The 25,585-nt window shown below is 69.5% G+C and carries 25 protein-coding genes; 17 read left to right on the forward strand and 8 right to left on the reverse strand.

The window, feature by feature from the left end; genetic code table 11:
* Window positions 1-94 precede the first annotated feature (94 nt).
* Entirely contained in the window at window positions 95-1,504 is a 1,410-nt protein-coding gene (locus tag ACQPZF_RS17640) for a DUF1996 domain-containing protein (protein WP_433272903.1), read from the reverse strand.
* 296 nt (window positions 1,505-1,800) lie between these two features.
* Here ACQPZF_RS17640 and ACQPZF_RS17645 point away from each other — a divergent pair, with 296 nt between their 5' ends.
* From ACQPZF_RS17645 to ACQPZF_RS17665, 5 genes are all read left to right on the forward strand, one after another.
* Window positions 1,801-2,718 carry an SMP-30/gluconolactonase/LRE family protein gene (locus ACQPZF_RS17645; RefSeq protein ID WP_433272905.1) on the forward strand — a complete coding sequence of 306 codons (918 nt, stop codon included), beginning with the start codon at window positions 1,801-1,803 and terminating at the stop codon, window positions 2,716-2,718.
* Window positions 2,719-2,936: 218 nt separating this feature from the next.
* Entirely contained in the window at window positions 2,937-5,357 is a 2,421-nt protein-coding gene (locus ACQPZF_RS17650) for a nitrate- and nitrite sensing domain-containing protein (RefSeq protein WP_433272907.1), read from the forward strand.
* A gap of 42 nt (window positions 5,358-5,399) precedes the next feature.
* The gene (locus ACQPZF_RS17655) at window positions 5,400-5,834 is read left to right on the forward strand and encodes a roadblock/LC7 domain-containing protein (protein ID WP_433272909.1); all 435 of its coding nucleotides are present in this window, start codon (window positions 5,400-5,402) and stop codon (window positions 5,832-5,834) included.
* Complete coding sequence (locus ACQPZF_RS17660; RefSeq protein WP_121007672.1) at window positions 5,834-6,205, forward strand: DUF742 domain-containing protein; 372 nt, start codon at window positions 5,834-5,836, stop codon at window positions 6,203-6,205. The genes ACQPZF_RS17655 and ACQPZF_RS17660 overlap by 1 nt, the downstream gene beginning before the upstream one ends.
* Window positions 6,186-6,779, forward strand: a complete 594-nt coding sequence (locus ACQPZF_RS17665; RefSeq protein WP_433272911.1) for a GTP-binding protein — start codon at window positions 6,186-6,188, stop codon at window positions 6,777-6,779. Before ACQPZF_RS17660 ends, ACQPZF_RS17665 begins: the two co-directional genes overlap by 20 nt.
* Before the next feature lie 35 nt (window positions 6,780-6,814).
* Here ACQPZF_RS17665 and ACQPZF_RS17670 read toward each other — a convergent pair whose 3' ends face one another.
* Window positions 6,815-8,188 carry a flavin-containing monooxygenase gene (locus tag ACQPZF_RS17670; RefSeq protein ID WP_433272913.1) on the reverse strand — a complete coding sequence of 458 codons (1,374 nt, stop codon included), beginning with the start codon at window positions 8,186-8,188 and terminating at the stop codon, window positions 6,815-6,817.
* 289 nt (window positions 8,189-8,477) lie between these two features.
* Here ACQPZF_RS17670 and ACQPZF_RS17675 point away from each other — a divergent pair, with 289 nt between their 5' ends.
* Entirely contained in the window at window positions 8,478-9,440 is a 963-nt protein-coding gene (locus ACQPZF_RS17675) for a tryptophan dimethylallyltransferase family protein (protein ID WP_433272915.1), read from the forward strand.
* A gap of 170 nt (window positions 9,441-9,610) precedes the next feature.
* Here the strand turns inward: ACQPZF_RS17675 and ACQPZF_RS17680 are convergent, their stop codons facing one another.
* From ACQPZF_RS17680 to ACQPZF_RS17690, 3 genes are all read right to left on the reverse strand, one after another.
* On the reverse strand, window positions 9,611-10,474 hold the full coding sequence (locus ACQPZF_RS17680) for a 3-hydroxybutyryl-CoA dehydrogenase (protein ID WP_433272917.1): 864 nt from the start codon (window positions 10,472-10,474) through the stop codon (window positions 9,611-9,613).
* 213 nt (window positions 10,475-10,687) lie between these two features.
* A complete protein-coding gene (eat, locus tag ACQPZF_RS17685; protein ID WP_433272919.1) occupies window positions 10,688-12,103 on the reverse strand; it encodes an ethanolamine permease in 1,416 nt (471 codons plus the stop codon).
* A gap of 58 nt (window positions 12,104-12,161) precedes the next feature.
* Window positions 12,162-13,292, reverse strand: a complete 1,131-nt coding sequence (locus ACQPZF_RS17690; RefSeq protein WP_433272921.1) for a hypothetical protein — start codon at window positions 13,290-13,292, stop codon at window positions 12,162-12,164.
* A gap of 236 nt (window positions 13,293-13,528) precedes the next feature.
* On the opposite strand from ACQPZF_RS17690, the gene ACQPZF_RS17695 reads away from it, so the two are divergent.
* The 3 genes from ACQPZF_RS17695 to ACQPZF_RS17705 all read left to right on the forward strand — a co-directional run bounded on the left by ACQPZF_RS17695 (window position 13,529) and on the right by ACQPZF_RS17705 (window position 17,077).
* Window positions 13,529-14,869, forward strand: coding sequence for a glutamine synthetase family protein (locus ACQPZF_RS17695; RefSeq protein WP_433272923.1), 1,341 nt, complete (start codon window positions 13,529-13,531; stop codon window positions 14,867-14,869).
* Window positions 14,850-15,614 carry a gamma-glutamyl-gamma-aminobutyrate hydrolase family protein gene (locus ACQPZF_RS17700; protein ID WP_433272925.1) on the forward strand — a complete coding sequence of 255 codons (765 nt, stop codon included), beginning with the start codon at window positions 14,850-14,852 and terminating at the stop codon, window positions 15,612-15,614. Before ACQPZF_RS17695 ends, ACQPZF_RS17700 begins: the two co-directional genes overlap by 20 nt.
* A 104-nt stretch (window positions 15,615-15,718) precedes the next feature.
* Window positions 15,719-17,077, forward strand: coding sequence for an aldehyde dehydrogenase family protein (locus ACQPZF_RS17705; RefSeq protein ID WP_433272927.1), 1,359 nt, complete (start codon window positions 15,719-15,721; stop codon window positions 17,075-17,077).
* A gap of 47 nt (window positions 17,078-17,124) precedes the next feature.
* Here ACQPZF_RS17705 and ACQPZF_RS17710 read toward each other — a convergent pair whose 3' ends face one another.
* On the reverse strand, window positions 17,125-18,333 hold the full coding sequence (locus ACQPZF_RS17710) for an IS110 family transposase (RefSeq protein WP_433272929.1): 1,209 nt from the start codon (window positions 18,331-18,333) through the stop codon (window positions 17,125-17,127).
* A 235-nt stretch (window positions 18,334-18,568) separates the two neighbouring features.
* Here ACQPZF_RS17710 and ACQPZF_RS17715 point away from each other — a divergent pair, with 235 nt between their 5' ends.
* Both ACQPZF_RS17715 and ACQPZF_RS17720 read left to right on the forward strand, forming a co-directional pair.
* Window positions 18,569-19,336, forward strand: coding sequence for a 3-oxoacyl-ACP reductase (locus ACQPZF_RS17715; protein ID WP_433272931.1), 768 nt, complete (start codon window positions 18,569-18,571; stop codon window positions 19,334-19,336).
* Entirely contained in the window at window positions 19,336-20,037 is a 702-nt protein-coding gene (locus ACQPZF_RS17720; RefSeq protein ID WP_433272933.1) for a FadR/GntR family transcriptional regulator, read from the forward strand. The genes ACQPZF_RS17715 and ACQPZF_RS17720 overlap by 1 nt, the downstream gene beginning before the upstream one ends.
* Before the next feature lie 14 nt (window positions 20,038-20,051).
* On the opposite strand, the gene ACQPZF_RS17725 is transcribed toward ACQPZF_RS17720, so the two are convergent.
* On the reverse strand, window positions 20,052-20,279 hold the full coding sequence (locus ACQPZF_RS17725) for a hypothetical protein (protein WP_433272935.1): 228 nt from the start codon (window positions 20,277-20,279) through the stop codon (window positions 20,052-20,054).
* Between the two features lie 118 nt (window positions 20,280-20,397).
* Here ACQPZF_RS17725 and ACQPZF_RS17730 point away from each other — a divergent pair, with 118 nt between their 5' ends.
* A complete protein-coding gene (locus tag ACQPZF_RS17730) occupies window positions 20,398-21,261 on the forward strand; it encodes a helix-turn-helix domain-containing protein (protein WP_433272937.1) in 864 nt (287 codons plus the stop codon).
* Between the two features lies 1 nt (window position 21,262).
* Window positions 21,263-21,442: a DUF397 domain-containing protein gene (locus tag ACQPZF_RS17735; RefSeq protein WP_433272939.1), complete on the forward strand. Its 180-nt coding sequence runs from the start codon at window positions 21,263-21,265 to the stop codon at window positions 21,440-21,442.
* A gap of 66 nt (window positions 21,443-21,508) precedes the next feature.
* On the opposite strand, the gene ACQPZF_RS17740 is transcribed toward ACQPZF_RS17735, so the two are convergent.
* Entirely contained in the window at window positions 21,509-22,306 is a 798-nt protein-coding gene (locus ACQPZF_RS17740) for a choice-of-anchor K domain-containing protein (protein ID WP_433272941.1), read from the reverse strand.
* Between the two features lie 19 nt (window positions 22,307-22,325).
* Here ACQPZF_RS17740 and ACQPZF_RS17745 point away from each other — a divergent pair, with 19 nt between their 5' ends.
* The 4 genes from ACQPZF_RS17745 to ACQPZF_RS17760 all read left to right on the forward strand — a co-directional run bounded on the left by ACQPZF_RS17745 (window position 22,326) and on the right by ACQPZF_RS17760 (window position 25,452).
* Complete coding sequence (locus tag ACQPZF_RS17745) at window positions 22,326-22,592, forward strand: hypothetical protein (protein ID WP_433272943.1); 267 nt, start codon at window positions 22,326-22,328, stop codon at window positions 22,590-22,592.
* Between the two features lie 5 nt (window positions 22,593-22,597).
* The gene (locus ACQPZF_RS17750; protein WP_433272945.1) at window positions 22,598-22,744 is read left to right on the forward strand and encodes a hypothetical protein; all 147 of its coding nucleotides are present in this window, start codon (window positions 22,598-22,600) and stop codon (window positions 22,742-22,744) included.
* A 147-nt stretch (window positions 22,745-22,891) separates the two neighbouring features.
* A complete protein-coding gene (thrS, locus tag ACQPZF_RS17755; RefSeq protein ID WP_433272947.1) occupies window positions 22,892-24,907 on the forward strand; it encodes a threonine--tRNA ligase in 2,016 nt (671 codons plus the stop codon).
* On the forward strand, window positions 24,904-25,452 hold the full coding sequence (locus tag ACQPZF_RS17760) for an HIT family protein (RefSeq protein ID WP_433272949.1): 549 nt from the start codon (window positions 24,904-24,906) through the stop codon (window positions 25,450-25,452). The genes thrS and ACQPZF_RS17760 overlap by 4 nt, the downstream gene beginning before the upstream one ends.
* Window positions 25,453-25,585: the final 133 nt, after the last annotated feature.

Below are 25,585 nucleotides of genomic sequence, written 5' to 3' on the forward strand. Positions count from 1 at the left end.
TCATGCTCTTCGATCGCCGGAAAATCCGCGGTGGACTGCCGACTAGCAGGCGAACTCGCCCGCCGCGACGAAGGAGCGGCAATATGCACTGCAATTATTCACTGCACTTCTTGCCGGTGTTGATGCAGTTCACGACCCGCTGCATGATCTCGTCGGACATCACGTTCGCGAAGTCGTCGTGGTCGGAGAGCGGGTTGTGCTCCTCCTCGGGGAACGCGTCGACCGCGTACTGGCCGTTCTGCTGCACATCGCGGGGGATGTTGTAGGTCAGGCTGATCCGTAGCTGCGGCACGGCCTTGAAACCCCTGGGGCACTTGCCGTTCTGGTCGGCGTAGACGATGTGGTCGCGGTGGTTGGCGCTGTCGGTGTTCTTGCCGTCCCAGCAGCTCGCGAAGTCGTGGATGCGCTTGACCTTGCTGCCCTGCGGGCAGATCGGGTACTTGTTCATCAGCACCTTGTCCTCGAACCCGGTGCACGTCCACGAGTCGCGGGCGTTCTTCGGGCCGTTGGTGGACACCTTGGCGTCGCCGTAGAGCACCCGCAGGAACTGGGGCATCGGCGTGACCTTGCCGGTCGGGCTGCCGCGGAAGGTCAGGTCCACGACCTCGGGGCGCTGGATCTCGCCCTCGTTGCCGGGCAGTTCGTTCTCGTCGCTCTGGCTCTTGCCGTCACCCTTCTCCGGCGCGTCGGCCTCGGCTTCCTTCTCCGCTTCGGCGACCTTCACGTCCTTGGCGTCGCCGTCCTTGACCGTGCACGGCGCGAGCCGCTGGAGCCCGCGTGGCCGCTGGCCGACCCGGTCGATCGCCTCCACGATCCGGCCGATGGAGGTGGCCCGCTTGTCCCGCAACGGCTTCAGCACCGTGTTGTTGACCGCGCCGGGGTCGTCGACGTCGATGTTCTTCAGCTTGTCGTTCGCCTCGGCGATCTGCTCCTTCATCTGCTGGAGGTTGCGGTCGACCTCGCCCTTGGCCTGGCGCGGCACGCTGCGGAGCTTGCGCTTCACGTCCGGGCACTCGACTTCGGCGTTGCCCGGCTGGCCCGGCTCCTCGTCCTCGTTCTCGCGGTCGATCCGCACGACGGGCCAGAAGTACGTGGACTTGTCGCCGTTCTTGCAGGTGGTGTCGGCTTCCAACAGGCTCTCGTTGGTCGAGTCGGCGTCTGTGGACACGTTCCCCACGTAGTCGTGCAGGTGCTGGGCGCCGTTGCGGACGCCGGGCTGCGCGATGAAGTTGTCCGGGTTGAAGTGGCCGTTCTCGTTGCGACCGCAGTCCACGGTGAACGTGCCGGTGGTCGCGTCGTTCTCCGGCTTGGGCGCCTTGACGTTGCGTCCCTGCTTGGTGATGTCGACGAACAGGGACTTGTCGGCCCCGTCCGCCTGGGCGGTGCCCTGGTCGCCGGTGGTGGAGATCGCGACCGCCAGGCCTGTCGTCAGCGCCAGTCCGGCAATCCCGGCCGTGAGCTTCGTGCGCCGCGAGAAGCGGTGCCGCCCCTGGTTTCGCGTCATGGATGTGTCACCTCGTCGTAGGTACGCGCATTCGCTTCGAACCCCGACCGCCGGTGGGCGGCGGACACCGTGGCATACGTACCGCACCCCGGTCCGCGACCTGACCGTTACCTGTTCGTTACCGTCGGCGCCCCCTAACTCTGTCGGGCGGCACGGCGCTCGCTACGGCAATCGGCGGCAACCCGATCGTCGACGCGAGCCGGACTCGTCTTAGTTGGCCTATCGGTCCGATAGGAGCTATCCGGGCCGTGGTCGCTGCGGAACACTCGCGAAACGGACAACCGTAAGGAGTGTTCATGTCTCGCATGTCCGGTGTGCTGGCCGCCGTGGTCGTCGGGCTTTCGCTCGTGACCGCCGCGCCCGCCACCGCCGAGAGCACGCACCCGTTCCCCAGCGAGCTCCCGCTGCCGAACGGCTTCCGCCCCGAGGGCATCGCGATCGGCCACGCGCCGGTCGCGTACCTCGGCTCCCTGGCCGACGGCGACCTGATCCGGGTCGACCTCAGGACCGGCAAGGGCGAGGTGTTCAGCCAGGGGCCCGGCACGCCGTCGGTCGGGTTGAAGATCGACCGGCGCGGACGGCTGTTCGTGGCCGGCGGGAATGGCGGGGACGCGCGGGTGGTCGACGCTCGAAATGGAGCGATCCTCAAGTCTTACAAGTTTTCCGGCACCGGGGCGTTCGTGAACGACGTGGTCGTCACCGACGACGCCGCCTACTTCACCGACTCCAGCCGGGCGCTGCTCTACAAGATCCCGTTCGGGCGGCACGGCGAGTTGCCCGACACCGCCACCGAGGTGCCGCTGACCGGCGATTTCGTGCTCAAGCCGGGGTTCAACGCGAACGGCATCGCGGCGACGCCCGATCGGAAAGCGCTGCTGGTCGTGCAGAGCAACACCGGTCAGTTGCACCGCGTCGTGGACGGCGTCAGCAAGATCGTCGACCTCGGCGGCGAAGTGCTCACCAGCGGTGACGGTGTGCTGGTGCGCGGGCGCACCCTCTACGTCGTGCGGAATTCACTCAACACGGTCGTGGTGTTCACCTTGGACAAGTCCGGTGCCAGCGGAAAGCTGGTGACCAAGATCACCGACCCGCGGTTCGACGTGCCGACCACGGTGGCCGCGTTCGGTGAGCGGCTGTACCTTCCCAATGCCCGGTTCGGCACGCCGCCGACGCCGACCACCGAGTACAAGGTCGTGGCTGTTCCCAACAGGTGAAAGTAAGGGGGCCGATGAGGGCAGAGTTCACATCGGCCCCCTGTTCCGGGTGTCACTCGACTGGGTAACCTCAGCGTCGCGTCGCGCAAGTGATCGCTGTCTCTTCGTAATGATGATCTTCTGGTGTTACCGTTCCGTGGCCGATCGGGTGACGAGGAGGCAGCGCTCCTAGTGCTGCGCCTGACCAGACTGACTAGTTCACGAGGCTGCGGAGCACTGTGAAGCAGAAGAACAAGGCGGAGACCAACCAGAAGACGATCCGCTCGCGGCTCACCGGTGTGGTGGTCGTGCCGAGCGTGGTCCTGCTGGTGATGTGGTTGGCGTTCTCCTCTTACACGGTGTTCGACGGCTTCTACACCCGTGCGGTGGCGGTCAGCGTCAAGGACGCCTCCATCCCCGCCGTGAACGCCTTCGTCGCGATCCAGCGGGAACGCCAGTTGGCCATGACGGCGCTCAGCCAGAAGAACCCCGACCTCGGCGACCTCCACGAGCAGCAGCGCGTCGTGGACGACACGACCAACGCGATGAGATCGGCGTTCGATGCGGTCTCCGGCAACGCGCCCGACGAGGTCAACGCCAAGATCACCGAACTGAACGTCCTGCTGGGCGAACTGCCGCAGCGCCGCGCGGGCGTGGAGTCCGGCAAGGTCGACAAGAACGAGATCTACCGGTACTACAACAGCGTGGTCGACGCGGGCACCACGCTGTTCGGCACGCAGGCCCGCGTCGTGCCCGACGTGGTGGCCTCCCTGGGCGGTCTCAACGCCACCGAGCTGTTCCGCGCCGCCGACTGGATGTCCCGGGCCTCCTCGGTCGCCTCCGGCGCGCTGACGTCCGGCTCGCCGAGCCCCGAGGACCGGCTGGAGTTCGTCAACCTGGTCGGCTCCTACCACGCGCAGCTCACCACCACGACGCCGTACGCGCAGGACGACGTCCGGCGCGAGTACCGGGCGCTGACCGAGTCGGAGAACTGGCGCAGGCTCACCGACCTGGAGAACCGGCTGATCGCCACGCCCGACGCCGACGTGGCGCTGGAGGACTGGCAGGCGGTCTCCCGCCCGGTCTCCGAACGCCTGGTGGACCTCGCGATCGACGAGGCCTCCGGCGCGGCCGACGCCGGCCTGGAGCGCGGCAACAGCCGGTTCGTCACGGTCCTCATCGGCGCGCTGATCGCGCTGGTCGTGGTGCTCGGCGGCATCGTGTTCGCGGTCCGCATCTCCAACCGGCTGGTCAACCGCGCGCTGATCACCCGCCTGGCGGCGCTGAAGAAGGACTCGCTGGCGCTGGCCCACGAGCGGCTGCCCGACATCGTGGACCGGCTGCGCGAGGGCAAGCACGTGGACGTCGAGGTGGAGGTCCCGCCGCTGGACTACGGCAGCGACGAGATCGGCCAGGTGGCCGACGCGTTCAACGCCGCCCAGTACACCGCCGTCGCCGCCGCCGTGAAGGAGAGCCAGGCGCGCGAGGGCGTGAACCGCGTCTTCCTCGACATCGCCCACCGCAACCAGGGCCTGGTGCACCGCCAGCTCAAGATCCTGGACAAGCTGGAGCGGGAGGAGGAGAACCCCGAGCAGCTCGACGCCCTGTTCCAGCTCGACCACCTCGCCACCCGCGCCCGCCGCAACGCGGAGAACCTGATCATCCTCGCCGGCGAGCAGCCCGGACGGCAGTGGCGCAAGCCGGTGCGGCTGCTGGACGTGCTGCGCGCCGCCGTCGCCGAGACCGAGCAGTACGTGCGGGTCAAGGTGAACCCGGTGCCGGAGACCGCGCTGGTCGGCGCGGCCGTCGCGGACACCATCCACCTGATCGCCGAGCTGGTGGACAACGCCACCGCGTTCTCCTCGCCGCGGTCCCAGGTGCAGGTGCACGCCAGCGAGGTGCCGCAGGGCATCGTGGTGGAGATCGAGGACCACGGCCTGGGCATCAACCCCGAGGACCGCGAGCAGCACAACGCCATGCTGGCCGACCCGCCGGAGTTCGACGCGATGCGGCTGCGCGGCGAGTCCCGCCTCGGCCTGTTCGTGGTGGCCCGGCTGGCGGCCCGGCGCGGCATCCACGTCGAGCTGCGCGAGTCGCCCTACGGTGGCACCCTCGCGCTGGTGCTCGTCCCATCCGCTATCGTCGCCGGGCCTACCACCGCGGTGGAGCCGGCGGAGACCCGCCAGCTACCCCGCCGCACCTTCCCAGACGACCACGTGATCCCGGAGCAGGGCGACGACTCAGTGCGAGACGCCAGGTTTCCCGACACCTCCAGAGAACTGGAAGGATTCTGGGCCCAGGCCGAGGCTGCGGCCAACCAGCATTCCGTTCCAGCGGACCACCGACCCGACGACCGACTGAGCGACGAGCTGGACCTGCCGCAGCACAGCGGCGACCTCCAGCTCCCGCAGCGCAAGCGGACCGCCGAGTGGCCGGCCGACGAACCGGTCGCCGGCTCCGTCGACCGGCCTGAGCTGCCCCGCCGCCGCAGGCAGCAGAACCTCGCGCCGCAGTTGGTGCGCAACGATTTCCACCCTTCGCCCGAACCGCTGGCCGAGGTCGACGCCGAGCAGTCCGCCGAACGGGTCCGCGAGGGCCTCTCGGCGTTCCAGCGGGGCACCCGTGACGCCCGCCGCTCAGACGACGCTCTCGAACCCTGATCAGCAGTGGCCGGACGACAGGAAACCGGAAAGGCAACGGCGATGAACGACATGACCAGCCAGCACAACGAACTCAACTGGTTGTTGGAGGACCTGGTCGGCCGTGTGGTGGGTGCTCGGCACGCGGTGGTGCTGTCCGCCGACGGTCTGCTGCTCGGCCGGTCACCAGGACTGTCGAAGGACGACTCCGACCACCTGTCGGCCATGGCGTCGGCCTTCCAGAGCCTGGCCCGCGGCACCGGCCGGCACTTCGGCGGCGGCGCCGTGCGGCAGACCATCGTCGAGATGGAGCACGCGTACCTCTTCGTCACGGCGGCGGGGCACGGCGCGTGCCTGGCCGTCCTGGGCGAAGAGGACTCCGACATGGGGATGATCGCGTACGAGATGAACATGCTCGTGAAGCGGGTCGGCACCTACCTGTCGTCCGCGCCGCGGAGCACCTCGTCCGCGTTGCCCACGGCCCGCAGGTCGTCGTGATGGCGGGCCGCGAGGACTGGTGGTACGACGAGGCCGCGGGCCCGCTGGTCCGCCCGTACGCGATGGTGCGCGGTCGGACCCGTCCGCTGCGGCCGGAGCTGCACCTGGTGACCCAGGTGCGGGCGATGCCGTCGCCGGCGGACCCGGACGCGCTGTCGGTCGAGCACCTGGAGATCATGGAGCTGTGCCGGCGACCGCTGTCGGTGGCGGAGGTCGCCGCGTACCTGGACGTGCCCCTGGTGGTCGTCAAGGTGCTGCTGAGCGACCTCATCCAGCGCGGTGACGTCGTGATCCGAGACCCTTCCCGCGTCCCGCAAGTGCCGGACCGGAACCTGTTGCAGGCAGTGCTGGATGGTGTCCGTGGAATCTGAGCGACCGGGTGGCGAGCTGCTGGTCCCCACCCCAGTCAAGATCGTCATCGCCGGCGGCTTCGGCACCGGCAAGACGACGATGGTCAACTCGGTCAGCGAGATCCCGCCGCTGCACACCGAGGAGCTGCTGACCGAAGCGGGCGTGGGCGTGGACGACGTGCTGGGCCTGGAGCAGAAGGAGACCACCACGGTCGCCCTCGACTTCGGGCGCATCACGATCAACCCGGAGGTGGTGCTCTACCTGTTCGGCACCCCGGGCCAGAACCGGTTCTGGTTCATGTGGGACGAGCTGGCCTACGGCGCGATCGGCGCGGTGGTCCTGGTCGACACCCGCCGGCTGGACTCCAGCTTCCCGTCGATCGACTTCTTCGAGCGGCGCGGGATCCCGTTCATCATCGCGGTCAACTGCTTCGAGGGCGCGCACGCCTACGAGGTGGACGAGGTGCGCCGCGCGCTGGACGTGGACGAGGCGATCCCGCTCGTGCTGTGCGACGCGCGGGACCGGGAGTCGTCCAAGACGGTCCTGGTGAGCCTGATCCAGCACACCATGGACCGGCTGGATGCCATGGCCTGATCGGTTATCACCCGTTGGTGTGATCGCCTACATGACTATCCACGGCGGGTGATGAGCACCGAGGAGCGGCGTTGCCTGCGCAGCGCCGCCAGGTACGTGGCGAAGTCCACCTGCACCGAGTCCGCCGCCGACGGGCCGTAGCGCGCGTCGGCGGCTTTGAGGTGCGTGTCGACCTCACGGCGCATCGTCTGCGGCGGGGGCAGTTCGGCGACGCCCTCCACGAGGTCCGCGATCCACTCCGCCTGCGCCTGCACCAGTCGGGTGATGGCGCCGAACGGCCTGATCAGGCCGGCGAAGTAGAGGTCCGGCCGGGCGAGTGATACCACCCGCTGGTACAGGGCGACCCGGCCGGCTGGCTCGAACACCCATTCGAATGGCACGAACGGAAATTCGATGTGGTACCCGGTGCAGTAGACGAGATCGTCCGCCTCCTCCCTGCTGCCGTCCACGAAATGTACGACAGAGTTCACGATCCGGTCGATCGCCGGCCGCACGACGAGGCTGCCGTGGTTGATCCGGCTGAGCAGCTCGTCGGATATCGTCAGCGCGCCGCCGAAGATCCGGTGGTCCGGTTCGGCCAGCCCGTAGTCGGTCAGCTTGCCGCGCATCAGGCGCAACAGGGTTTCGATCAGACGGCGTTGTTCGGGGAACCCCAGGCGGGCCCACCAGGGGGCCGAGGCGATCTCGTCGATGGGGATTCCCAGCATGGTTTTGGGCACCACGTGCACGCCCCGCCGCTGTACCAGAACGGTCCTTTCCGCGACCCGGGACAATTCGACGGAGATATCCGCGGCAGAGTTACCGAAACCGACCACGATCACCCGTCTGCCGGTGTGCTGTGCCGGACTGGAGTAGTCGAACGAGTGCAGCCTGCGACCGGGGAACGTCTCATCACCCGGGAGTGAGGGCAGCCGGGGTGACCAGTGGTGGCCGGTGGCGACGACCACGTGCCCGTACTGCCGGTAGCGTCGCAGGCCGTTCCGGTCACGGCTGGTCACGAGCCAGGTGCCGTCACCGGTCCGGGTCAGCGACTCGACCTCCGTCTCCAGCTCGACGTGGTCGGTCACACCCTTGTGATCAGCGTAACGTTGCAGGTAGGCGGCAACCTGGTCGTGTCGGGGGTAGCGGGGGGAGTCGGCGGGCATGGGGAAGTCGCTGTACCCGGTGATCTTGGCCGACGTGTTGAGGTGCAGCGACCGGTAGGCCGGGCCTGGCTCCGCGGGATCCGGGTAGCGCCAGAGCCCGCCGATGCCGCTGGACCGTTCCAGAACCGTGACCGGCAAGTCTCGGGAACGAAGCGTTCCGGCGACCGCGAGGCCTGAGATGCCGGCGCCGATCACGCAGGTGTGATCATGAATGGGACGTTCGGGGTATTGACTACCCGGGAATTCAGCCACTAATGCCGCCACCCTTTCGGCCCAATTCCGTCACGCCCCGTGCCCGGCGTCCCGGAGGTGTGATCTTCGCCGCCCGCGTGATCCTCCATTGCGTGCGCCCTGTTCACAAGGTAAGCCTTGCGCTCGGAGGTGCCTAGTGTCCAGTTCTGCCGCTGTGGCTCAGGCCTCACGCCGTGAGGGTCTGTTCGGTGCATCGCATTCGACCTATCGAGACTTCGCGTTTGACAAATGGCTCGCCGTCGGCCGTGCGCTGGGTTTCACCGGGGAGCAGTTACGAGCCTCGGAGGGCGAACTGGGCGCCGTGCTCGGCGACTGGGCGGATCGGCGTATCGGGGAAATCCGGAGATATCCGTCGTTCGTTTCCCGGGACGGATTCCCGATGGAGTTCTCGGTGAGCTGGCGCGGCGGCGTGCCGGAGGTCCGGGTGCTGTTCGAATCGCTCGGCGCGACGCCGACGGCGCGGGCGGCGCAGGAAGCGGGCCGGGCGCTGACCCGCTCGCTGGCCGGGCGGCCGGGCGTGTCCCTGGCGCGGTACCACGTGATCGAAGACCTGTTCGTGGTGGACGAGCCGCGCCCGTTCCGGCCCACGGTGTGGCACTCGCTGGCGCACCGCCCCGGTGAGCCGGCGCGCTACAAGGTCTACCTCAACCCGCAGGCGCACGGGCTCGCCGCCGTGCCGGAGGTGATGTGCACGGCGATGACGCGGCTCGGGCTGGGCCCGGCGTGGCTCCGCGTCGCGTCGGCGTACCAGGAACTGGCGTCCGAGGGGCACCAGTTGGAGTTCGTCGCGCTGGACCTGGCGGACACCCCGGACGCGCGGGTGAAGGTCTACTTCCGGCACACCGGGCGGGTGGACCTGGACCGGGTGGCGTCACTGGCGCGCACCCACGACCCGGCGCTGGCCGGGCCCGCGTACCGGGACGTGTACGGCTCGCCCGCGCTGCCGGACAACGAGCCGATGACGTGCCTGGCGTTCCGCTCGGGCGCGAGCGGGCCGGAGGAGGCGAACATCTACCTGAGGCTGCCCAGCGAGGTGGACTCCGACGCGGACGCGGCGTCCCGCATCGCGTCGGTCATGCGCCGGTTCGGCGTGGACCACCGGCAGTACCTGGCCGTCGCCCACGCGTTGGCCCCGCTCCCGCTGGAGTCGATGACCGGGATGAACGAGCTGCTGAGCTTCCGCACGGCAGACCGCCGCCCGGACCTCGGCGTGTACTTCCGGTTCGCCGTCTACGACACCCCGGTGGACGGCACGCACGCGTGACGGCGCGCGGGTCTCCGGCTCGTCGTCTGCGACCCGCGGTGGACGGCGCGAAAGTGACGGCGTGCGGGTCTCCGCTTCGCGGCGGAGACCCGCACGGCCCTGTGCTCAAGCCCTGTGCTCAAGCCCTGTGCTCAAGCCCTGTGGTGAGGCCGCGTGCTTAGGCCGCGTGCTCAGGCCGCGTAGTTGTGGAACCCCCGGCCGCTCTTCTTGCCCAGCAGGCCCGCGTCCACCATGCGCAGCAGCAGCGGTGGCGGCGAGTACAGGGGCTCCTTGAACTCCTCGTACATCGACTCGGCGATCGCCTTGGTGGTGTCCAGGCCGATCAGGTCGGCCAGGCGCAGCGGCCCCATCGGGTGCGCGCAGCCCAGCACCATGCCGTTGTCGATGTCCTCGGCGCTCGCGAAGCCCGACTCCAGCATCCGGATCGAGGACAGCAGGTAGGGGATCAGCAGGGCGTTCACCACGAACCCCGCGCGGTCCTGCGACCGGATGACCTCCTTGTGCAGGACGCCGGTCACGAATGCCTCGGCGCGGGTCCGGGTCTGCTCGCCGGTCAGCAGCGAGGGCACCAGCTCCACCAGCTTGAGCACCGGCACGGGGTTGAAGAAGTGCACCCCGATGACCTGCTCCGGACGGCTGGTCGCCATGCCCAGCTTCATGATCGGGATGGAGGACGTGTTCGAGGCGAAGATCGCTCTCGGGTCGGCCACCACCTTGTCCAGGGTGGTGAAGACCTCCGTCTTGACCTGCTCGTTCTCCGCGACGGCTTCCACGACCAGGTTCCGGTCGGCGAAGTCGGCGAGGTCGGTGGTGAACCGGAGGCGCTCCAGTGCGGCGTCCCGGTCCTCGGCGGTCAGCTTCCCGCTGCGCACGCCCTTGCCCAACGACGAGGCGATCCGCCCCTTCGCTGCCTCGGTGGCGTCCAGGTTCACCTCGGCCACCAGCACGTCCAGGCCCGCCCGTGCGCAGACCTCGGCGATGCCGGAGCCCATCAGCCCGGACCCCACCACTCCAACACGTTGAATGTCACTCACGCCCCGATCCTGCCAGGGCGGGCACGTGCGGGCACAACCTCACACCGGCGGGCCCAACCTCACGCTGGCGGGCAGGAGCGCCCGCCGGAGGCAGCGCTTCGGGCCGCACGCCCGGTCCCGGCGGCATCGGACGCCGAGCGCGCCGCCGACATCTCCCGGCCGCCCTCCGGTGCGAGCGCGCCGCCGACCTCCCTCCGGCGCGCGAAGCCCTCGTCAGTCCAGTTCCCGCTCCGCCTGGGCGATCGCGGCGAACTCCTCCTCGGGCGCCGCCGCGACCAGGTGGTGCCGGCTGTAGAACCAGAAGTACGCCAACGCCACGACGACGATCCCCGCGGTGATCCCGGCGGCCAGCTCGTCCACGAAGAACGTCGCCACCACCGCCGCCACCGCCAGCACCAGCGCGACACCGGTCGTCACCGCCCCGCCGGGCGTCCGGTAGGGGCGTTCCAGCTCCGGTTCGCGGATGCGCAACACGATGTGCGACACCATCATCAGCACGTACGACAGCGCCGCGCCGAACACCGCGATGTTGATCAGCAACGCCCCGTCGCGGGTCACGGACGCCAGCACGAACCCGATCGCGCCCGGCACGATCAGCGCCAGGTAAGGCGTCTTCCGCCGGCCCGTCCTGGACAGCCAGCGCGGCAGGTAGCCCGCCCGCGACAGCGCGAAGAGCTGCCGCGAGTACGCGAAGATGATCGAGAAGAAGCTCGCCACCAGCCCGGCCAGGCCGACGTAGTTCACGACCTGCGCCAACAGGTTGTCACCGCCGTAGGCCGCGCGCACGGCGTCCGGCAGCGGGTTGTTGGACCCCTTCAACGCCTCCGAGCCCGCCCCGCCGGGCGCCAGCACCAGGATCGCGCCGGCGAACAGCAGCAGCGCCGCCATCGCGCCGAGGATGCCGCGTGGCATGTCGCGCTTCGGGTCGCGCGCCTCCTCCGCGGCCAGCGGAACGCCTTCCACGGCGAGGAAGAACCAGATCGCGTAGACCAGGGCGCCCAGCGCGCCGGCGAACCCGAACGGCAGGAAACCGTCGTTCCCGGCCAGGTCGAACAGCTTCCCGGCGTCGAACTTCGGGATCATGCCGATCACGAACGCCAGCAGCGCCACCACCGCGATGCCGGTGATGACGAACATCAGCCGCAGCGCCTCGCCCACGCCGAACAGGTGCACGCCGACGAACACCAGGAAGCACACCAGGTACACCGGCCACGAGTTGGTGAGCCCGAACAGCCCCAGCGTCTCCACGTACCCGCCGATGAACACGGAGATGGCGGCGGGCGCGATGGCGTACTCGATGAGGATCGCGATGCCGGTCGCGAACCCGCCCAACGGCCCCAGCGCACGCCGGGCGAAGCCGTACCCGGCTCCGGCGACGGGCAGCGCGGCGGCGAGTTCGGCCAGGCCGAACACCATGCACGTGTACATGGTGGCCATCAGGAGCGTCGCGACCAGCAGGCCGCCCCAGCCGCCCTGGGCGAGCCCGAAGTTCCACCCGGCGAAGTCGCCGGAGATCACGTAGGAGACCCCGAGGCCCGCGAGCAGCACCCAGCCCGCCGCGCCGCGCTTGAGCTGCCGGTGCTCCAGGTACTCGCTGCCCACCTTCTCGTACTCGACGTGCTTGGCCATCTGCGCCCCCTAATGGGTCAGCCGCGCTCCTTTGAGAAGTGATCGAGGGTGACGCGCGTCACCGGATCGTGTCAACAGGCAGCGCGCGGAACACCCCGCGCGGCGGGTAGCCGAGCCGGCGGAACGCGGGGTGCGCGGCGACCATGATCGCGATCCGCAGCGAGTTGTGCACGGGCGAATAGCGGCGCACCGGCTCGAACGTGCCCACCCAGTCCAGCGAGAAGTGGATCAACGCCTGGATCGGCGACCGGAGTTCGCCCGAGCCACCCCAGTCCGGCAGTCGCGGCGGCGTCCAGCTCTGCCCGTTGTCCCGGGGGTGCGCACGGGCGTGTGCCGCGAGCACCGCGGCGGATCGGACGCGGAAGCGCTCGTACTCGGTCCGGTCCATGGCGACCACGAGGATGAGCCGTTCGGGTTTGAGCAGGCGCATCGCCTCGCCCAGTTCCCACAGCGTGCCCTCGCCCCAGCCGAGCGTCAGCGCGACGTGCCGCGCGCCGCGGATGAGTTCCCGCACCGGCGGCTGCCAGTCGTCCGGCAGGTACATGCGCAGGGCGCCGACCTGGGGTGTCGGCTCGCCGGGCCGGCCGACGGCCACCATCGGGTCGTCGGCGGTCGACAGCGCGTCGACCAGGTGCACCTCCTCGGGCAGTTCGGTGATGAGCGTGCCGCGCAACGCCCGCTTCACCGGCGAGAAGGACTGCGGCGACGCCAACCGGTCGTCGTCGCCGAAGGTCCGCAGGTACAGGGAGTAGTCCACCCCTGCGAGGGCGCTCGGCGACGGGACGGTCTGCGCCAGGTACTGCCGCGACCGGGCGAACAGCGTGTTCGCCCGCACGAACATCCACAGGCTCACCGGCACGGCGGCGGCCAGCACGGCGTCGGTCCAGTGCACCTCGCCTTCCAGCAGGCCGCCCGCGTGCGGGTGCCTGCGCAGCGCGGACACGAGCGTGAACCCGATGCCGCCGACTCCGGAGACGCCGAAGGCCATCGCGCCCCAGCCGAGGGCGGAGTTGACCACGAACATGTTGTTGCCGTCGCGGAACGTGTTCCACACGATCCGCATGGCCACCACCGAGACGACCAACATCCAGGTGCTCGCCAACCCGAGCCCGGCGACGGAGAACGGCGACACGGTGAGGCGGAACAGCAGGTTCAGGCTGATCATCAGCAGCCCGCTGCCGACCGCCATCAACAGCATCGCGCGCCCGAAGAGCGGAGCCGCCCGGTGGCCGAGCGGATTGGGCTCCAGCGCTAAGCGGGGTCGGTCCCCCTGATCCATGGCCACGGAATCCCCCTCCGGCGCACCTCGCCCGACCGAGCGTATCGGGGCGGACGACGACGCCGGGGAGGGTGGCGTCAGTCACCTGATGGTGTCAGGATGTCAGCGGCCAATGGCTCGCTGACATACCTTTGGAGGTACCGGGGATGCTCACCGTCGAGAGGTTGCGCGAGCTTGTGGACACCGGGGAGGTCGACACGGTCCTCGTGGCCATCGTCGACATGCAAGGGCGACTCCAGGGCAAGCGCTGCGCCGCGCGGTACTTCCTCAGCGAGGTCCTGGAGCACGCCGCCGAGGGCTGCAACTACCTGCTCGCGGTCGACGTCGACATGAACCCCGTCAGCGGCTACGCGATGTCGTCGTGGGACACCGGCTACGGCGACTTCGTCATGAAGCCCGACCTGTCCACGCTGCGCCGCCTGCCGTGGCACGAGGGCACCGCCCTGGTCATGTGCGACATCGAGTGGGAGGGCGGGGAACCGGTGCCCGCCTCGCCGCGCCAGATCCTGCGCCGCCAGCTCGACCGGCTGGCCGAGCGCGGGCTCCAGGCCTTCGTCGGCACCGAGCTGGAGTTCATCGTCTTCGACAACACCTTCGAGGACGCCTGGAACCGGGGCTACCGCGACCTCACCCCGGCCAACCAGTACAACGTCGACTACTCGCTGCTGGGCACGGCCCGCATCGAGCCGCTGCTGCGCGACATCCGCAACCACATGGCGGGCGCGGGCCTGGAGGTCGAGTCGGCCAAGGGCGAGTGCAACCCCGGCCAGCACGAGATCGCGTTCCGGTACAAGGAAGCGCTGGCGACCTGCGACAACCACAGCATCTACAAGACCGGCGCCAAGGAGATCGCGGCGCGGCACGGCAAGTCCCTGACGTTCATGGCGAAGTACAACGAGCGCGAGGGCAACTCGTGCCACATCCACCTGAGCCTGCGCTCCGCCGACGGCGAGCCGGTGTTCGCCGAGGGGCACGGGATGTCGGCGTTGATGGAGTCGTTCCTCGCGGGCCAGCTCGCCGGGCTGCGCGAGCTGACCTGCTTCCTCGCGCCGAACGTCAACTCCTACAAGCGCTTCGTGCCCGGCAGCTTCGCGCCGACCGCCGTGGCGTGGGGCCGGGACAACCGGACGTGCGCGCTGCGCGTGGTCGGGCACGGGCCGTCGCTGCGGTTCGAGAACCGGGTGCCCGGCGGCGACGTGAACCCGTACCTGGCGGTGGCCGCGCTGATCGCGGCGGGCCTGCACGGCGTGGAGAACGAACTCCGGCTGGAGGACGAGTTCGTCGGCAACGCCTACGCCTCCGACCGCCCGACCGTGCCCGCGACGCTGCGCGACGCCGCGTCCCTGTTGGCGCAGAGCGAGATCGCGCGCACCGCGTTCGGCAAGGACGTGGTGGACCACTACCTCAACGCGGCGAAGGTGGAGCTGGCCGCGTACGACTCGGCGGTGACCGACTGGGAGCGCATCCGTGGTTTCGAACGGCTCTAAGCCGCTGATCGGCATCAGCACCTACCTGGAGCGCACGAGGTTCGGCGTGTGGGACGTCGAGGCCGCCGTGCTGCACCGGGACTACCTCGACTCGGTCGTGCGTGCGGGCGGCAACCCCGTGCTGCTGCCGCCGCTGGGCGACTGGAACGCCGACAGCATCGGGTTTTTGGACGGCCTGGTGCTCGCGGGCGGCGCGGACGTCGATCCCGGCCGGTACGGCGCGGCCAGGGATCCGCGCACCGGCCCGGCGAGCGTGCACCGCGACGACGCCGAGTCGGCGCTCGCCCGCGCGGCGCTCGACCTGGACCTGCCGCTGCTGGCCGTGTGCCGGGGCGCCCAGGTGCTCAACATCGTGCTCGGCGGCACGCTGCGCCAGCACGTCGACGGCCACAACGTGACGCCCGCCGTGTTCGAGAAGGTCGACATCGCGGTGGCCGCCGGCAGCGCGCTGGCCGGGATCGTCGGCCCGTCGGTCTCCGTGCTGTGCCACCACCACCAGGCGCTGGACCGGATCGGCGACGGCCTGGAGGTGGTCGCCACCGCGCCGGACGGCACGGTGGAGGCCGTGGAGCTGCCGAGGGCGAGGTTCGCGCTCGGCATCCAGTCGCACCCGGAGGCCGACCGCGAGGACCGGCTGTTCGGCGCATTCGTCGACGCGGCGCGGAAGGCGCGTGATGGCTCTCTTCGGCGTGCTGGGGAAAGGCGCGTGATGGCTCTCTTCGGCGTGCTGGGGAAAGGCGCGTGATGGCTCTCTTCGGCGTGCTGGGGAAAGGCGCGTGATGACTCTGTTCGGCGTGCTGGGGAAAGGCGCGCGATGACCCTTCTCGACGTGCTGCGGAAAGGCGCGCGATGACTTCCTTCGACGTGATCAACCCCGCGAACGGGGAGCTGGTGCGCAGCGTCGGGCTCGCCTCACCGGAGGAGACCGACGCGGCGATCGCCCGCGCCCAGGCCGCTTTCCCGGCGTGGAAGGCGGTCGCCCCCGGCGACCGGGCCCGTCTGCTGCGCCGGTTCGCCGACGCCGTGGACGGCGCGCTGGAGGAGCTGGCGCGGCTGGAAGTGCTCAACGCCGGGCACACCATCGGCAACGCGCGGTGGGAGGCGGGCAACGTCCGGGACGTGCTGCACTACTACTCGGCCGCGCCGGAACGCCTGTTCGGCAGGCAGATCCCGGTCGCGGGCGGGCTGGACGTCACGTTCCAGGAACCCCTCGGCGTGGTGGGCGTGATCGTGCCTTGGAACTTCCCGATGCCCATCGCCGGCTGGGGGTTCGCGCCCGCGCTCGCGGCGGGCAACACGGTGGTGCTCAAGCCCGCCGAGCTGACGCCGCTGACCGCGTTGCGGCTGGCCGAGCTGGCCCGCGAGGCGGGTATCCCGGAGGACGTGTTCCAGGTGCTGCCCGGCGCGGGACCTGTGGTGGGGCAACGCTTCGTGACGCACCCGGCGGTGCGCAAGGTGGTGTTCACCGGCTCCACGCGGGTGGGCAAGCAGGTCATGGCGGGCTGCGCGGACCAGGTGAAGCGGGTGACGCTGGAGCTGGGCGGCAAGTCGGCCAACCTCGTGTTCGCGGACGCGGACCTGGAGCAGGCCGCCGCGACCGCGCCGTACGGGGTGTTCGACAACGCCGGCCAGGACTGCTGCGCCCGGTCGCGGATCCTGGTGCAGGCCTCGGTCTACGACAGGTTCATGGAGCTGCTGGAACCCGCGGTGAAGGGCGTCGTCGTCGGCGCGCCGGGGGATGAGGCGACCGAGATGGGGCCGCTGATCTCCGCCGCGCACCTGGCCAAGGTGTCCTCGTACGTGCCGGACGACGCGCCCGTGGCGTTCCGCGGCTCGGCTCCCGACGGGCCGGGTTTCTGGTTCCCCCCGACGGTCCTCGCGCCCGTCTCGCCCGGCGATCCGGCCGCCATCGACGAGATCTTCGGTCCGGTGGTGGCGGTTCTGCCGTTCACCGACGAGGACGACGCCGTGCGGCTGGCCAATGCCGGCGAGTACGGGCTGTCCGGCTCGATCTGGACCCGTGACGTGGGGCGGGCGCTGCGGGTCTCGCGCGCGGTGGAGGCCGGGAACCTGTCGGTCAACTCGCACTCCTCGGTGCGCTACTGGACGCCGTTCGGCGGGTTCAAGCAGTCCGGTCTGGGACGTGAGTTGGGGCCGGACGCACTGGCGTCGTTCACCGAGACCAAGAACGTGTTCATCGCGCACTGACCCATCCCTCACCGCGATTCATCCGATTGGGAGTTTCAATGACCGTGTCAAGCGGCCTGGGCCGTAGGTGAGCGATGAAATTCCCGGCCGTCACGCAGCAGTGCCCAGATGACGTCGACCAGGCGGCGTGCCAGTGCGATGAGCGCTTGCGTGTGCACCTTGCCCTCGTCCCGTTTGCGCAGGTAGAACCGTCGAGACGGGCCGTCCTGGACCTTGATCGCGGACAGGGCGGCCAGGTAGAACACGCGGCGCAGGCCGCGGTGGTAGCGCTTGGGCCGGTGCAGGTTTCCCCGTACTCGCCCGGAGTCGCGGGGCACCGGGGCGAGTCCGGCGTAGGCGGCCATGCGGCCGGAGTTGCCGAACATCGCGCGCAGGTCACCGCCGGTGTCAGCCAGCAACTGTGCTCCCAGGATCGGCCCGAACCCGTCGACGCTGGTGATCGGCGCGGCGTGCGGGTGTTCACCGAAGCGATTGGCGATGCGCTTGTCGAAGTCCTTGATCTCCCGGTCGAGGTCCAGCAGCTGCCGGGCGAGCCGGGAGATCAGCGGCGCGGTCGCCGATTCCGCCGGCAGGGCAACGGTCTGCTCGTCCGCCGCGGCGAGCGCCTTGTCCACCATGGACGGAATGCCCTTGGGCCAGGCGCCGCCGGCGAGCAGGTGCTCGGTCAGGCCAGGCGCGCCCGCCGCCCGAATCCCGGCCGGGGTGCAGTAGCCGGTGAGCAGGACCAGCGCCGAGCGGGTGGAGTAGTCGAAAGCACGTTCCAGGGCAGGAAAGATCGAGCTGAGCAGTTCACGCAGCCGGTTGATCCCGCGCACCCAGTCGGCCATCAGGTCCTCGCGGCGCGCGGTCAGGATCCGCAGTTCGGCGACGAGCTCGTCCGGGTGCGTGACCGCGGTCAGGTCACCCCGCAGCCGGGCGGTCTCGGCGATGGTGCGGGCGTCCTTGGCGTCGGTCTTGCCCTCGCCGGGAAACGCGCCGGCCATGCGGTTGACCAGCCGGCCCGGCACATACAGCACCCGCTGACCGGTGCCCGGCAACAGCGTCAGCAGCAGTCCGGCCGCACCGGAGGTCATGTCCACCGCCCACACCGCCGCGCGAGCTTTACGCCCCACACGGGCGATCAACTCCTCGATCGCGGCCTGGCCGTTGGTCACCTTCTGGCTGAACACGACCTTGCCCGTGTCGTCGACCGCGCACGCGTGGTGGCCGGCCTTTCCGACATCGACACCCACCCAGATCCTCTCGCGCACCGCCACGCGACCCGTTCTCCCGTTCTCGCAACTCAACCCCGTGGACAGCCCGCCAGCAGCTCCATAAACAGCGACACGCACCAGCACGTGCAACAGATCTCAATCAGCGGCCAGGGCGTCCCAGACGGCGAGGCGGCCACTCCCAACGAGCCACCCAACGACAGCGAGACATCAGCCACACCACGCCGCCCTGGGCATTCAGAACATCCCGTCCTGAACACCAACAAGCTTATGGAGAGACATGGCACAGCGACTGGAAGGCCGGGTGGCCGTCGTGACCGGCGGCGGCAGCGGCATCGGCCTGGCCTCGGTGCGCCGGCTGGCGAGCGAGGGCGCGCGAGTGGTCGTCGCGGACATCGACGCGGGTGCGGGCAAGGCCGCCGCCGACGAGGTGAACGGCCTGTTCGTCCAGGTGGACGTGACCGACGAGGAACAGGTGTCGGCGCTGTACCAGACCACTGTGGACACTTGCGGCTCGGTCGACGTCGCGTTCAACAACGCGGGCATCTCGCCGCCCGAAGACGACTCGATCCTGACCACGGGCATCGAGGCGTGGGACCGGGTGCAGCAGGTCAACCTCACCTCGGTGTACCTGTGCTGCCGGTACGCGATCCCGCACATGTTGCGGCAGGGCAAGGGTTCCGTGATCAACACGGCGTCGTTCGTGGCCACCATGGGCGCGGCCACTTCGCAGATCTCCTACACCGCCTCGAAGGGCGGCGTGCTGGCGATGAGCCGCGAGCTGGGCGTGCAGTTCGCGCGGGAGGGCGTGCGGGTCAACGCGCTGTCGCCCGGACCGGTCAACACCCCGTTGCTGCGCGAGCTGTTCGCGAAGGACCCGGAGCGGGCCGCGCGGCGGCTGGTGCACGTGCCGCTGGGCCGGTTCGCCGAGCCGGAGGAGATCGCGGCGGCGGTGGCGTTCCTGGCCAGTGACGACTCGTCGTTCATCACGGCCTCGAACTTCCTGGTGGACGGCGGCATCGCGGGCGCCTACGTGACACCGCTGTGATGATCCCCTTGCAGGACGCGTTGTTCCGCCCGGTCCGGGCGGGCAACGCGTTCGAGGAGACCGTGGAGCGGCTCATGCAGGCGATCCGGCTCGGGGTCGTCCCGCCGGGGGAGCGGCTGCCCGCCGAACGGGACCTCGCGACCAGGCTCGGCGTGAGCCGGGTGACGCTGCGCGAGGCGATCCGGTCGTTGCAGGACGCCGGGTACGTGGTCTCCCGGCGGGGCCGTTACGGCGGGACGTTCGTGAACGCCGAGCTGCCCGTGCCGACGCCGGACCACCGGGTGGAGGCGCCCGACCTGCTCGACGCGCTGACGCTGCGCGCCGTGCTGGAGACCGGGGCCGCCGAGTGCGCGGCGGGCCGCTCGCTGGGGCCGGGGGAGCGGCGGAACCTGCGGGCGCGGCTGGCCGAGTGCTCGAACGCCGCGCTGGACGAGTACCGCCGCAAGGACTCCCGGCTGCACCTGGCGATCGCCGAGTCCACCGGGTCGACGTCGCTGACGGCGGCGATCGCGGACGTGCGGATGCGGGTCAACGTGCTGCTGGACCGCATCCCGCTGCTGCCGCCGAACCTGGCGCACTCCAACGAGCAGCACGAGCTGATCGTCGGCCGCATCCTGGACGGCGACGCGGACGGCGCGCGCCGGGCGATGGCCGAGCACCTCGACGGCACGGCGTCCCTTTTGCGCGGATTCCTGTCCTGATCGGTGCGTCAAATTCACTCGATGTGGTGATCTTCGAACCGCGCGTCGGCCTTGGCGACTACATCCGCCCACTGCGCCTTGAACTGCTCGAACCCCCGTCGGCTGAACGACAGCATTACGTCGGTGCCACCGGAGAACACCAGCTCAACCGTCTCGCTGGCGTCGTAGACGGTGCTGGCGAGGGTGAAGTTCTCGGAGATGTCGATGTGCGTCGCCACCTCGACCGGGCTGCCTCGGAACATGGGTTGCTCGCCCCCGTAGAGTCGGGTACTGAACGATGATGAGGATCGAATGAGGAGTTCTGATCAAAGATATCCTCATCTGATCCGCTAGTCAGTGCCTCGAAAGGGTGAGATCCGGGTGGCGGACGCGCAGCAGACGGTCGAGCGCATGCAGTTGGGACTGGTCCTGGTCGAGCTGCGTTCGCGGGCCGGCGCGTCGCAGCAGGAGGCGGGTGCCGCCGTCAGGAAGTCGCCCACCCGCATCAGTCAGATCGAGCACGGCAAAGGCGCGCTGAAGCACGACGACCTGGTCAGGCTCCTTGAGCTGTACGGCGCGGCGGAGTCCGAGCGGGACGCCGTGCTCGCGCTGGCCAAGCAGGCGCGGCGGCGGGCTCCTCGGCGGGCCTACACCGACGTGCTGCCCGACGCGTTCCACCGGCTCGCCGACCTCCAGGCCAGTGCTTCGGCGATCAGGCACTACGCCAGCGGCGTCTTCCCCGGCTTGCTCCAGTCGCCCGAGTACGTGCGGGCGGTGATCGAGGCGTGCGACGGCTACTGGTGGGACGAGTCGAGCGGCCAGGTCGACACCAGGATCGCCTTCCGGCTCGAACAGCAGCGCCGGGTCTTCGCCGCCGTCGAAGCCAAGTCGTTGGCCTTCGTGTTCACCGAAGACGCCCTGCACAACGTGGTGGGCGGTGCGGCCGTGATGCGCGGGCAGGTCCTGCACGTGCTCCAGTTGGTCGAACGGCATCCTGCGATCAGCGTGCAGATCCTGCGCTCCGGCACCGTGGGCAACCCGGCGCTGGGTGGCGACCTGACTGTTCTGGACTTCGTCAACGCGCCCCGAATCGGCTATGCGCCAACGCTTTACGGTCCCACGACCTACTACGATCAGCCTGCGGACACCGGCCCGATGGCGCGGGTGTTCGAGCGAGCGCGGGAACTTGCGCTCCGCCCTGCCGAGTCCAAGGCCCTGCTGATCGAGCACTTGAAGGAGTCCTGAGATGGCCCACGACACAGGTTGGTTCACGAGCAGCTACAGCGCGGGCAGCAACAACTCCTGCGTCGAGGTTCGCCTGACCGACGCCGGGGTCGGTGTGCGGGACTCGAAGAACCCGGCCGGTCCGCGATTGGCCGTCGCCGCCACGACGTGGGACGCGTTCGTCAGCGGACTGCGTCGTTGACATTTCCGTGCGCCGAAGACCGGCTCCGCCGAAGTGCGGCGGAGCCGGTCCGGAATTTCCGCGGTCTCACGGCGTAGGCTGGGCGGCCTTTCCGTAACCGAACTTGGACACCAGGTTGCCGTTCGTGTCCCGCAATTTCGCGGAATCGCCCTGGTCGTTCCAGATGGGACGCTTGCTGCCGTAGGAGAAACCACCCGATTCGGGGTGGATCTCATTGGTGTAGATCCGGATGCGTTGGCCCGGCTGGAGCACGGTGCCCGGCGGGAAGGTGAAGTCCTGGCCCGCGTCGTCGGCTCCCAACACCCAGCCCGAAATGTCCCCGGGCGCGCTGCCCCGGTTCACGATTTCGACGTACTCGTCCGATTGCGTGCGTTTCACCGCACCCTTGTTCAGCACCGACGTGATCACGATGTCCGGCCGGCCGGCGCGGCCGAACAGGGCCACGACGTCGGCGCTGTTGGCGCCGTTCTCCGGGCTGATGAACTTGCGGACGACCTGCCCGCCCTGCTTGAAACCGCTGATGACGACCGCGTACTCCTCGCCGTCCACGGTGACCGTCTCGGGCGAGACGAACGTGGGCAGGTCGACCTCGTCCTCCGGGTTGGGGCCGACGTTGGGCGTCTCGTTGTGGTGGAAGCGGAAGCTGAAGCCGCTCGTCGTGCCGTCCTCGAAGACCACCTGGACGGCGAGGTCGACGTCGAACTGCGACTGCGGCATCGCCTGGATCGGGAAGTTCTCGTGGGTGAAGGTGCCGAGGGTGAACTCGGTGCCGTCGAGTTTCACCTCGACCTGACCACCGCGGAACACGTAACCGCTCTTGCCAGAACCGGCTGGAATTCCCCAGGTGACGTGGTCGGTGCCCAATCCGTCGAGATTCGGCGGCGTGACGCTGATGGTCGGCCAGGTGCCGGAAGTGTTTACCGTGGTCATGCTGATGATCATGCACCGGGTCGGCGGCGGCGGTAATCCGCTGGACGGGGGACCGGAATTTTCTGGTATCGCCCTGCGACAGTGTGCCGTAGCGGCTATTCCCCGCGTGCTTCCGGGTGACGGGCTTACCCGTTCGGATCACTTCCCGCACAAATGCGTGGTGAACCGGTCGTCAGCATGTGTTGACGCCGCCATGCCGTCAGGCCGTGAGCAGGAGTGATTCCGATGTTCCGAGGTGACCATCCCGGACTCGACCAGGCGATCGGCCGCGCGGTCGGGCTCGAGGTGCGGCACGGTGATCCGGTCAAGCGCTACCGGCGGACCACGGGGCGTGCGGTGACGTCGTCGGCGGCCGGCCTGATCACCGGATAGCGGACCGAGGGGCCGGACCGCGCCCGGCCGATCCGGCACGCCGCGGCGGGCGGGTGTGGACGTGTCGGCGGATAACCGTTCGATGAGCACCGATAACATCTTCGGCAATAGCATCGCCCAGCCGAACCAGCCAGCCGAGGAGTCACCGTGTCCCAGCCGCGCCCCGCAGCCGCACTCGCCCCACCGCGCGTGGTGGTGCCGGCCGGGACCACCGCGGGCACGGCGGTCCGGGAGGCGGGCCTGCCGGGCAAGGGGCCGGACGCCGTCGTGGTGGTCCGGGACGCCGAAGGGCACCTGCGCGACCTGTCCTGGACGCCCCGGGTGGACGTCGAGGTGGAGGCGGTGGCCGCCGACACGCCGGACGGCCGCAGCGTCATCCGGCACTCTGCCGCGCACGTGCTCGCCCAAGCGGTCCAGCAGCAGTTCCCGGAGGCCAAGCTGGGCATCGGCCCGCCGGTCAAGGACGGGTTCTACTACGACTTCCAGGTCGAGAAGCCGTTCACGCCCGAGGACCTGCAGGCGCTGGAGAAGCGCATGAAGCAGATCATCAAGGGCGCGCAGCGGTTCGACCGGCGGGTGGTCGAGTCCGTCGACGCCGCCAAGCGGGAACTCGCGAACGAGCCGTTCAAGCTCGAACTGGTCGACCTCAAGAGCGACGTGGACACGGCCGAGGTCATGGAGGTCGGCGGCGGCGAGCTGACCATCTACGACAACCTGGACCCGCGTTCCGGCGAGCAGGTCTGGGGCGACCTGTGCCGCGGCCCGCACGTGCCCACGACCAAGCACATCCCGGCGTTCAAGCTGACCCGGGTGGCCGCGGCCTACTGGCGCGGCAACGAGAACAACCCGCAGCTCCAGCGCATCTACGGCACGGCGTGGGAGTCGCAGGAGGCGCTGGACGCCTACCTCGAACTGCTCGCCGAGGCCGAGCGCCGCGACCACCGCAAGCTGGGCGTCGAGCTGGACCTGTTCAGCTTCCCCGACGAGCTGGGCTCCGGGCTGGCCGTGTTCCACCCCAAGGGCGGCGTGATCCGCCGGGAGCTGGAGGACTACTCGCGCCGCCGGCACGAGGAGTCGGACTACGAGTTCGTCAACACGCCGCACATCAGCAAGAGCGGCCTGTTCCACACGTCCGGCCACCTGCCCTACTACGCCGACACGATGTTCCCGCCGATCGAGTTCGAGGGCGAGGACTACTACCTCAAGGCGATGAACTGCCCGATGCACAACCTGATCTTCAGGTCGCGCGGGCGGTCCTACCGCGAGCTGCCGTTGCGGCTGTTCGAGTTCGGCACGGTCTACCGGTACGAGAAGTCCGGCGTGGTGCACGGCCTCACCCGGGTGCGCGGCCTGACGATGGACGACTCGCACATCTACTGCACCAAGGAGCAGATGCCGGGCGAGCTGCGGTCGCTGCTCAAGTTCGTGCTCGACCTGCTCGCCGACTACGGCCTGAGCGACTTCTACCTGGAGCTGTCCACCCGCGACGACTCGCCCAAGTTCATCGGCGACCCGCAGGAGTGGGAGGAGGCCACCGAGACGCTGCGGCAGGCGGCCGAGGACTCCGGGCTCGAACTCGTGCCCGACCCCGGCGGCGCGGCCTACTACGGCCCGAAGATCTCCGTGCAGGCCAAGGACGCCATCGGCCGGTCGTGGCAGATGTCGACCATCCAGCTCGACTTCAACCAGCCCAAGCGGTTCGAGCTGGAGTACACCGCGCCGGACGGCTCCCGGCAGCGGCCGATCATGATCCACCGGGCGCTGTTCGGGTCCATCGAGCGGTTCTTCGGCGTGCTCACCGAGCACTACGCGGGCGCGTTCCCGGCGTGGCTGGCCCCGGTGCAGGTGGTCGGCATCCCGATCGCCGACGAGCACGTCGAGCACCTCCGGGAGGTGGCGGCGGCGCTGCGCGAGCACAAGATCCGGGTCGAGGTGGACGCCTCGGACGACCGGATGCAGAAGAAGATCCGCAACCACACCACGCAGAAGGTGCCGTTCATGCTGCTCGCGGGCGGCAAGGACGTCGAGTCCGGCGCGGTGTCGTTCCGGTTCCGGGACGGCACGCAGGTCAACGGCGTGCCGGTGGCCCGCGCGGTCGAGACGATCGTCGACTGGGTGACCCGCCGCGAGAACGCCTCGCCCACGGCGGAACTCGTCCAGTGACGCCCCGGTACGAGGAGCAGGACGGGGTCGGGGTCCACGACGCGTTGCAGCGGCTGTGGACCCCGCACCGCCTCTCGTACGTGCGCGGCGAGGGGAAGGCGGTCGGGGACGAGCCGGAGGGCTGCCCGTTCTGCCGGGTGTTCGGGCTGGACGACGACGAGGGCCTGATCCTGGCCCGCGGCGAGTCGGTGTTCGCGGTGCTCAACCTGTACCCGTACAACCCCGGCCACCTGATGGTGCTGCCCTACCGGCACGTGCCCGACTACACCGACCTCACGCCCGCCGAGACGGTCGAGTTCGCCGGGTTCACCCAGCGGGCCATGCGGGTGATCCGGGCGGTCGCGAGCCCGCACGGGTTCAACATCGGCATGAACCAGGGCGTCGTCGCGGGGGCGGGCATCGCGGCGCACCTGCACCAGCACGTCGTGCCCCGGTGGGGCGGCGACGCGAACTTCATGCCGGTGATCGGCCACACGAAGGTGCTGCCGCAGTTGCTGGGGGAGACCCGCCAGTTGCTCGCGGACGCCTGGGCGGAAATGGGCTGACCGGAACGGCCGGGTGCGATTCGCCCGCCTGCACGTGCATCGGGCCGTGCACCCCGGATACGTGCAGCGTGCGTGGGTTAGATCACCACACGGGCGGCACATGCACTGCCAGTATTCCCTGTGTGGCCGATCG

The sequence above is a fragment of the Actinosynnema sp. CS-041913 genome (assembly GCF_050942485.1).
In the GTDB taxonomy this organism is placed as follows: domain Bacteria; phylum Actinomycetota; class Actinomycetes; order Mycobacteriales; family Pseudonocardiaceae; genus Actinosynnema.

What these genes read in the sequence shown, in the direction of transcription:
- ACQPZF_RS17640 (WP_433272903.1), bottom strand. Translation starts at nt 1,504, where the DNA reads ATGACGCGAAACCAGGGGCGGCACCGCTTCTCGCGGCGCACGAAGCTC.
- ACQPZF_RS17645 (WP_433272905.1), top strand. Translation starts at nt 1,801, where the DNA reads ATGTCTCGCATGTCCGGTGTGCTGGCCGCCGTGGTCGTCGGGCTTTCG.
- ACQPZF_RS17655 (WP_433272909.1), top strand. Translation starts at nt 5,400, where the DNA reads ATGAACGACATGACCAGCCAGCACAACGAACTCAACTGGTTGTTGGAG.
- ACQPZF_RS17660 (WP_121007672.1), top strand. Translation starts at nt 5,834, where the DNA reads ATGGCGGGCCGCGAGGACTGGTGGTACGACGAGGCCGCGGGCCCGCTG.
- ACQPZF_RS17665 (WP_433272911.1), top strand. Translation starts at nt 6,186, where the DNA reads ATGGTGTCCGTGGAATCTGAGCGACCGGGTGGCGAGCTGCTGGTCCCC.
- eat (WP_433272919.1), bottom strand. Translation starts at nt 12,103, where the DNA reads ATGGCCAAGCACGTCGAGTACGAGAAGGTGGGCAGCGAGTACCTGGAG.
- ACQPZF_RS17690 (WP_433272921.1), bottom strand. Translation starts at nt 13,292, where the DNA reads ATGGCGGTCGGCAGCGGGCTGCTGATGATCAGCCTGAACCTGCTGTTC.
- ACQPZF_RS17695 (WP_433272923.1), top strand. Translation starts at nt 13,529, where the DNA reads ATGCTCACCGTCGAGAGGTTGCGCGAGCTTGTGGACACCGGGGAGGTC.
- ACQPZF_RS17705 (WP_433272927.1), top strand. Translation starts at nt 15,719, where the DNA reads ATGACTTCCTTCGACGTGATCAACCCCGCGAACGGGGAGCTGGTGCGC.
- ACQPZF_RS17715 (WP_433272931.1), top strand. Translation starts at nt 18,569, where the DNA reads ATGGCACAGCGACTGGAAGGCCGGGTGGCCGTCGTGACCGGCGGCGGC.
- ACQPZF_RS17720 (WP_433272933.1), top strand. Translation starts at nt 19,336, where the DNA reads ATGATCCCCTTGCAGGACGCGTTGTTCCGCCCGGTCCGGGCGGGCAAC.
- ACQPZF_RS17725 (WP_433272935.1), bottom strand. Translation starts at nt 20,279, where the DNA reads ATGTTCCGAGGCAGCCCGGTCGAGGTGGCGACGCACATCGACATCTCC.
- ACQPZF_RS17735 (WP_433272939.1), top strand. Translation starts at nt 21,263, where the DNA reads ATGGCCCACGACACAGGTTGGTTCACGAGCAGCTACAGCGCGGGCAGC.
- ACQPZF_RS17750 (WP_433272945.1), top strand. Translation starts at nt 22,598, where the DNA reads ATGTTCCGAGGTGACCATCCCGGACTCGACCAGGCGATCGGCCGCGCG.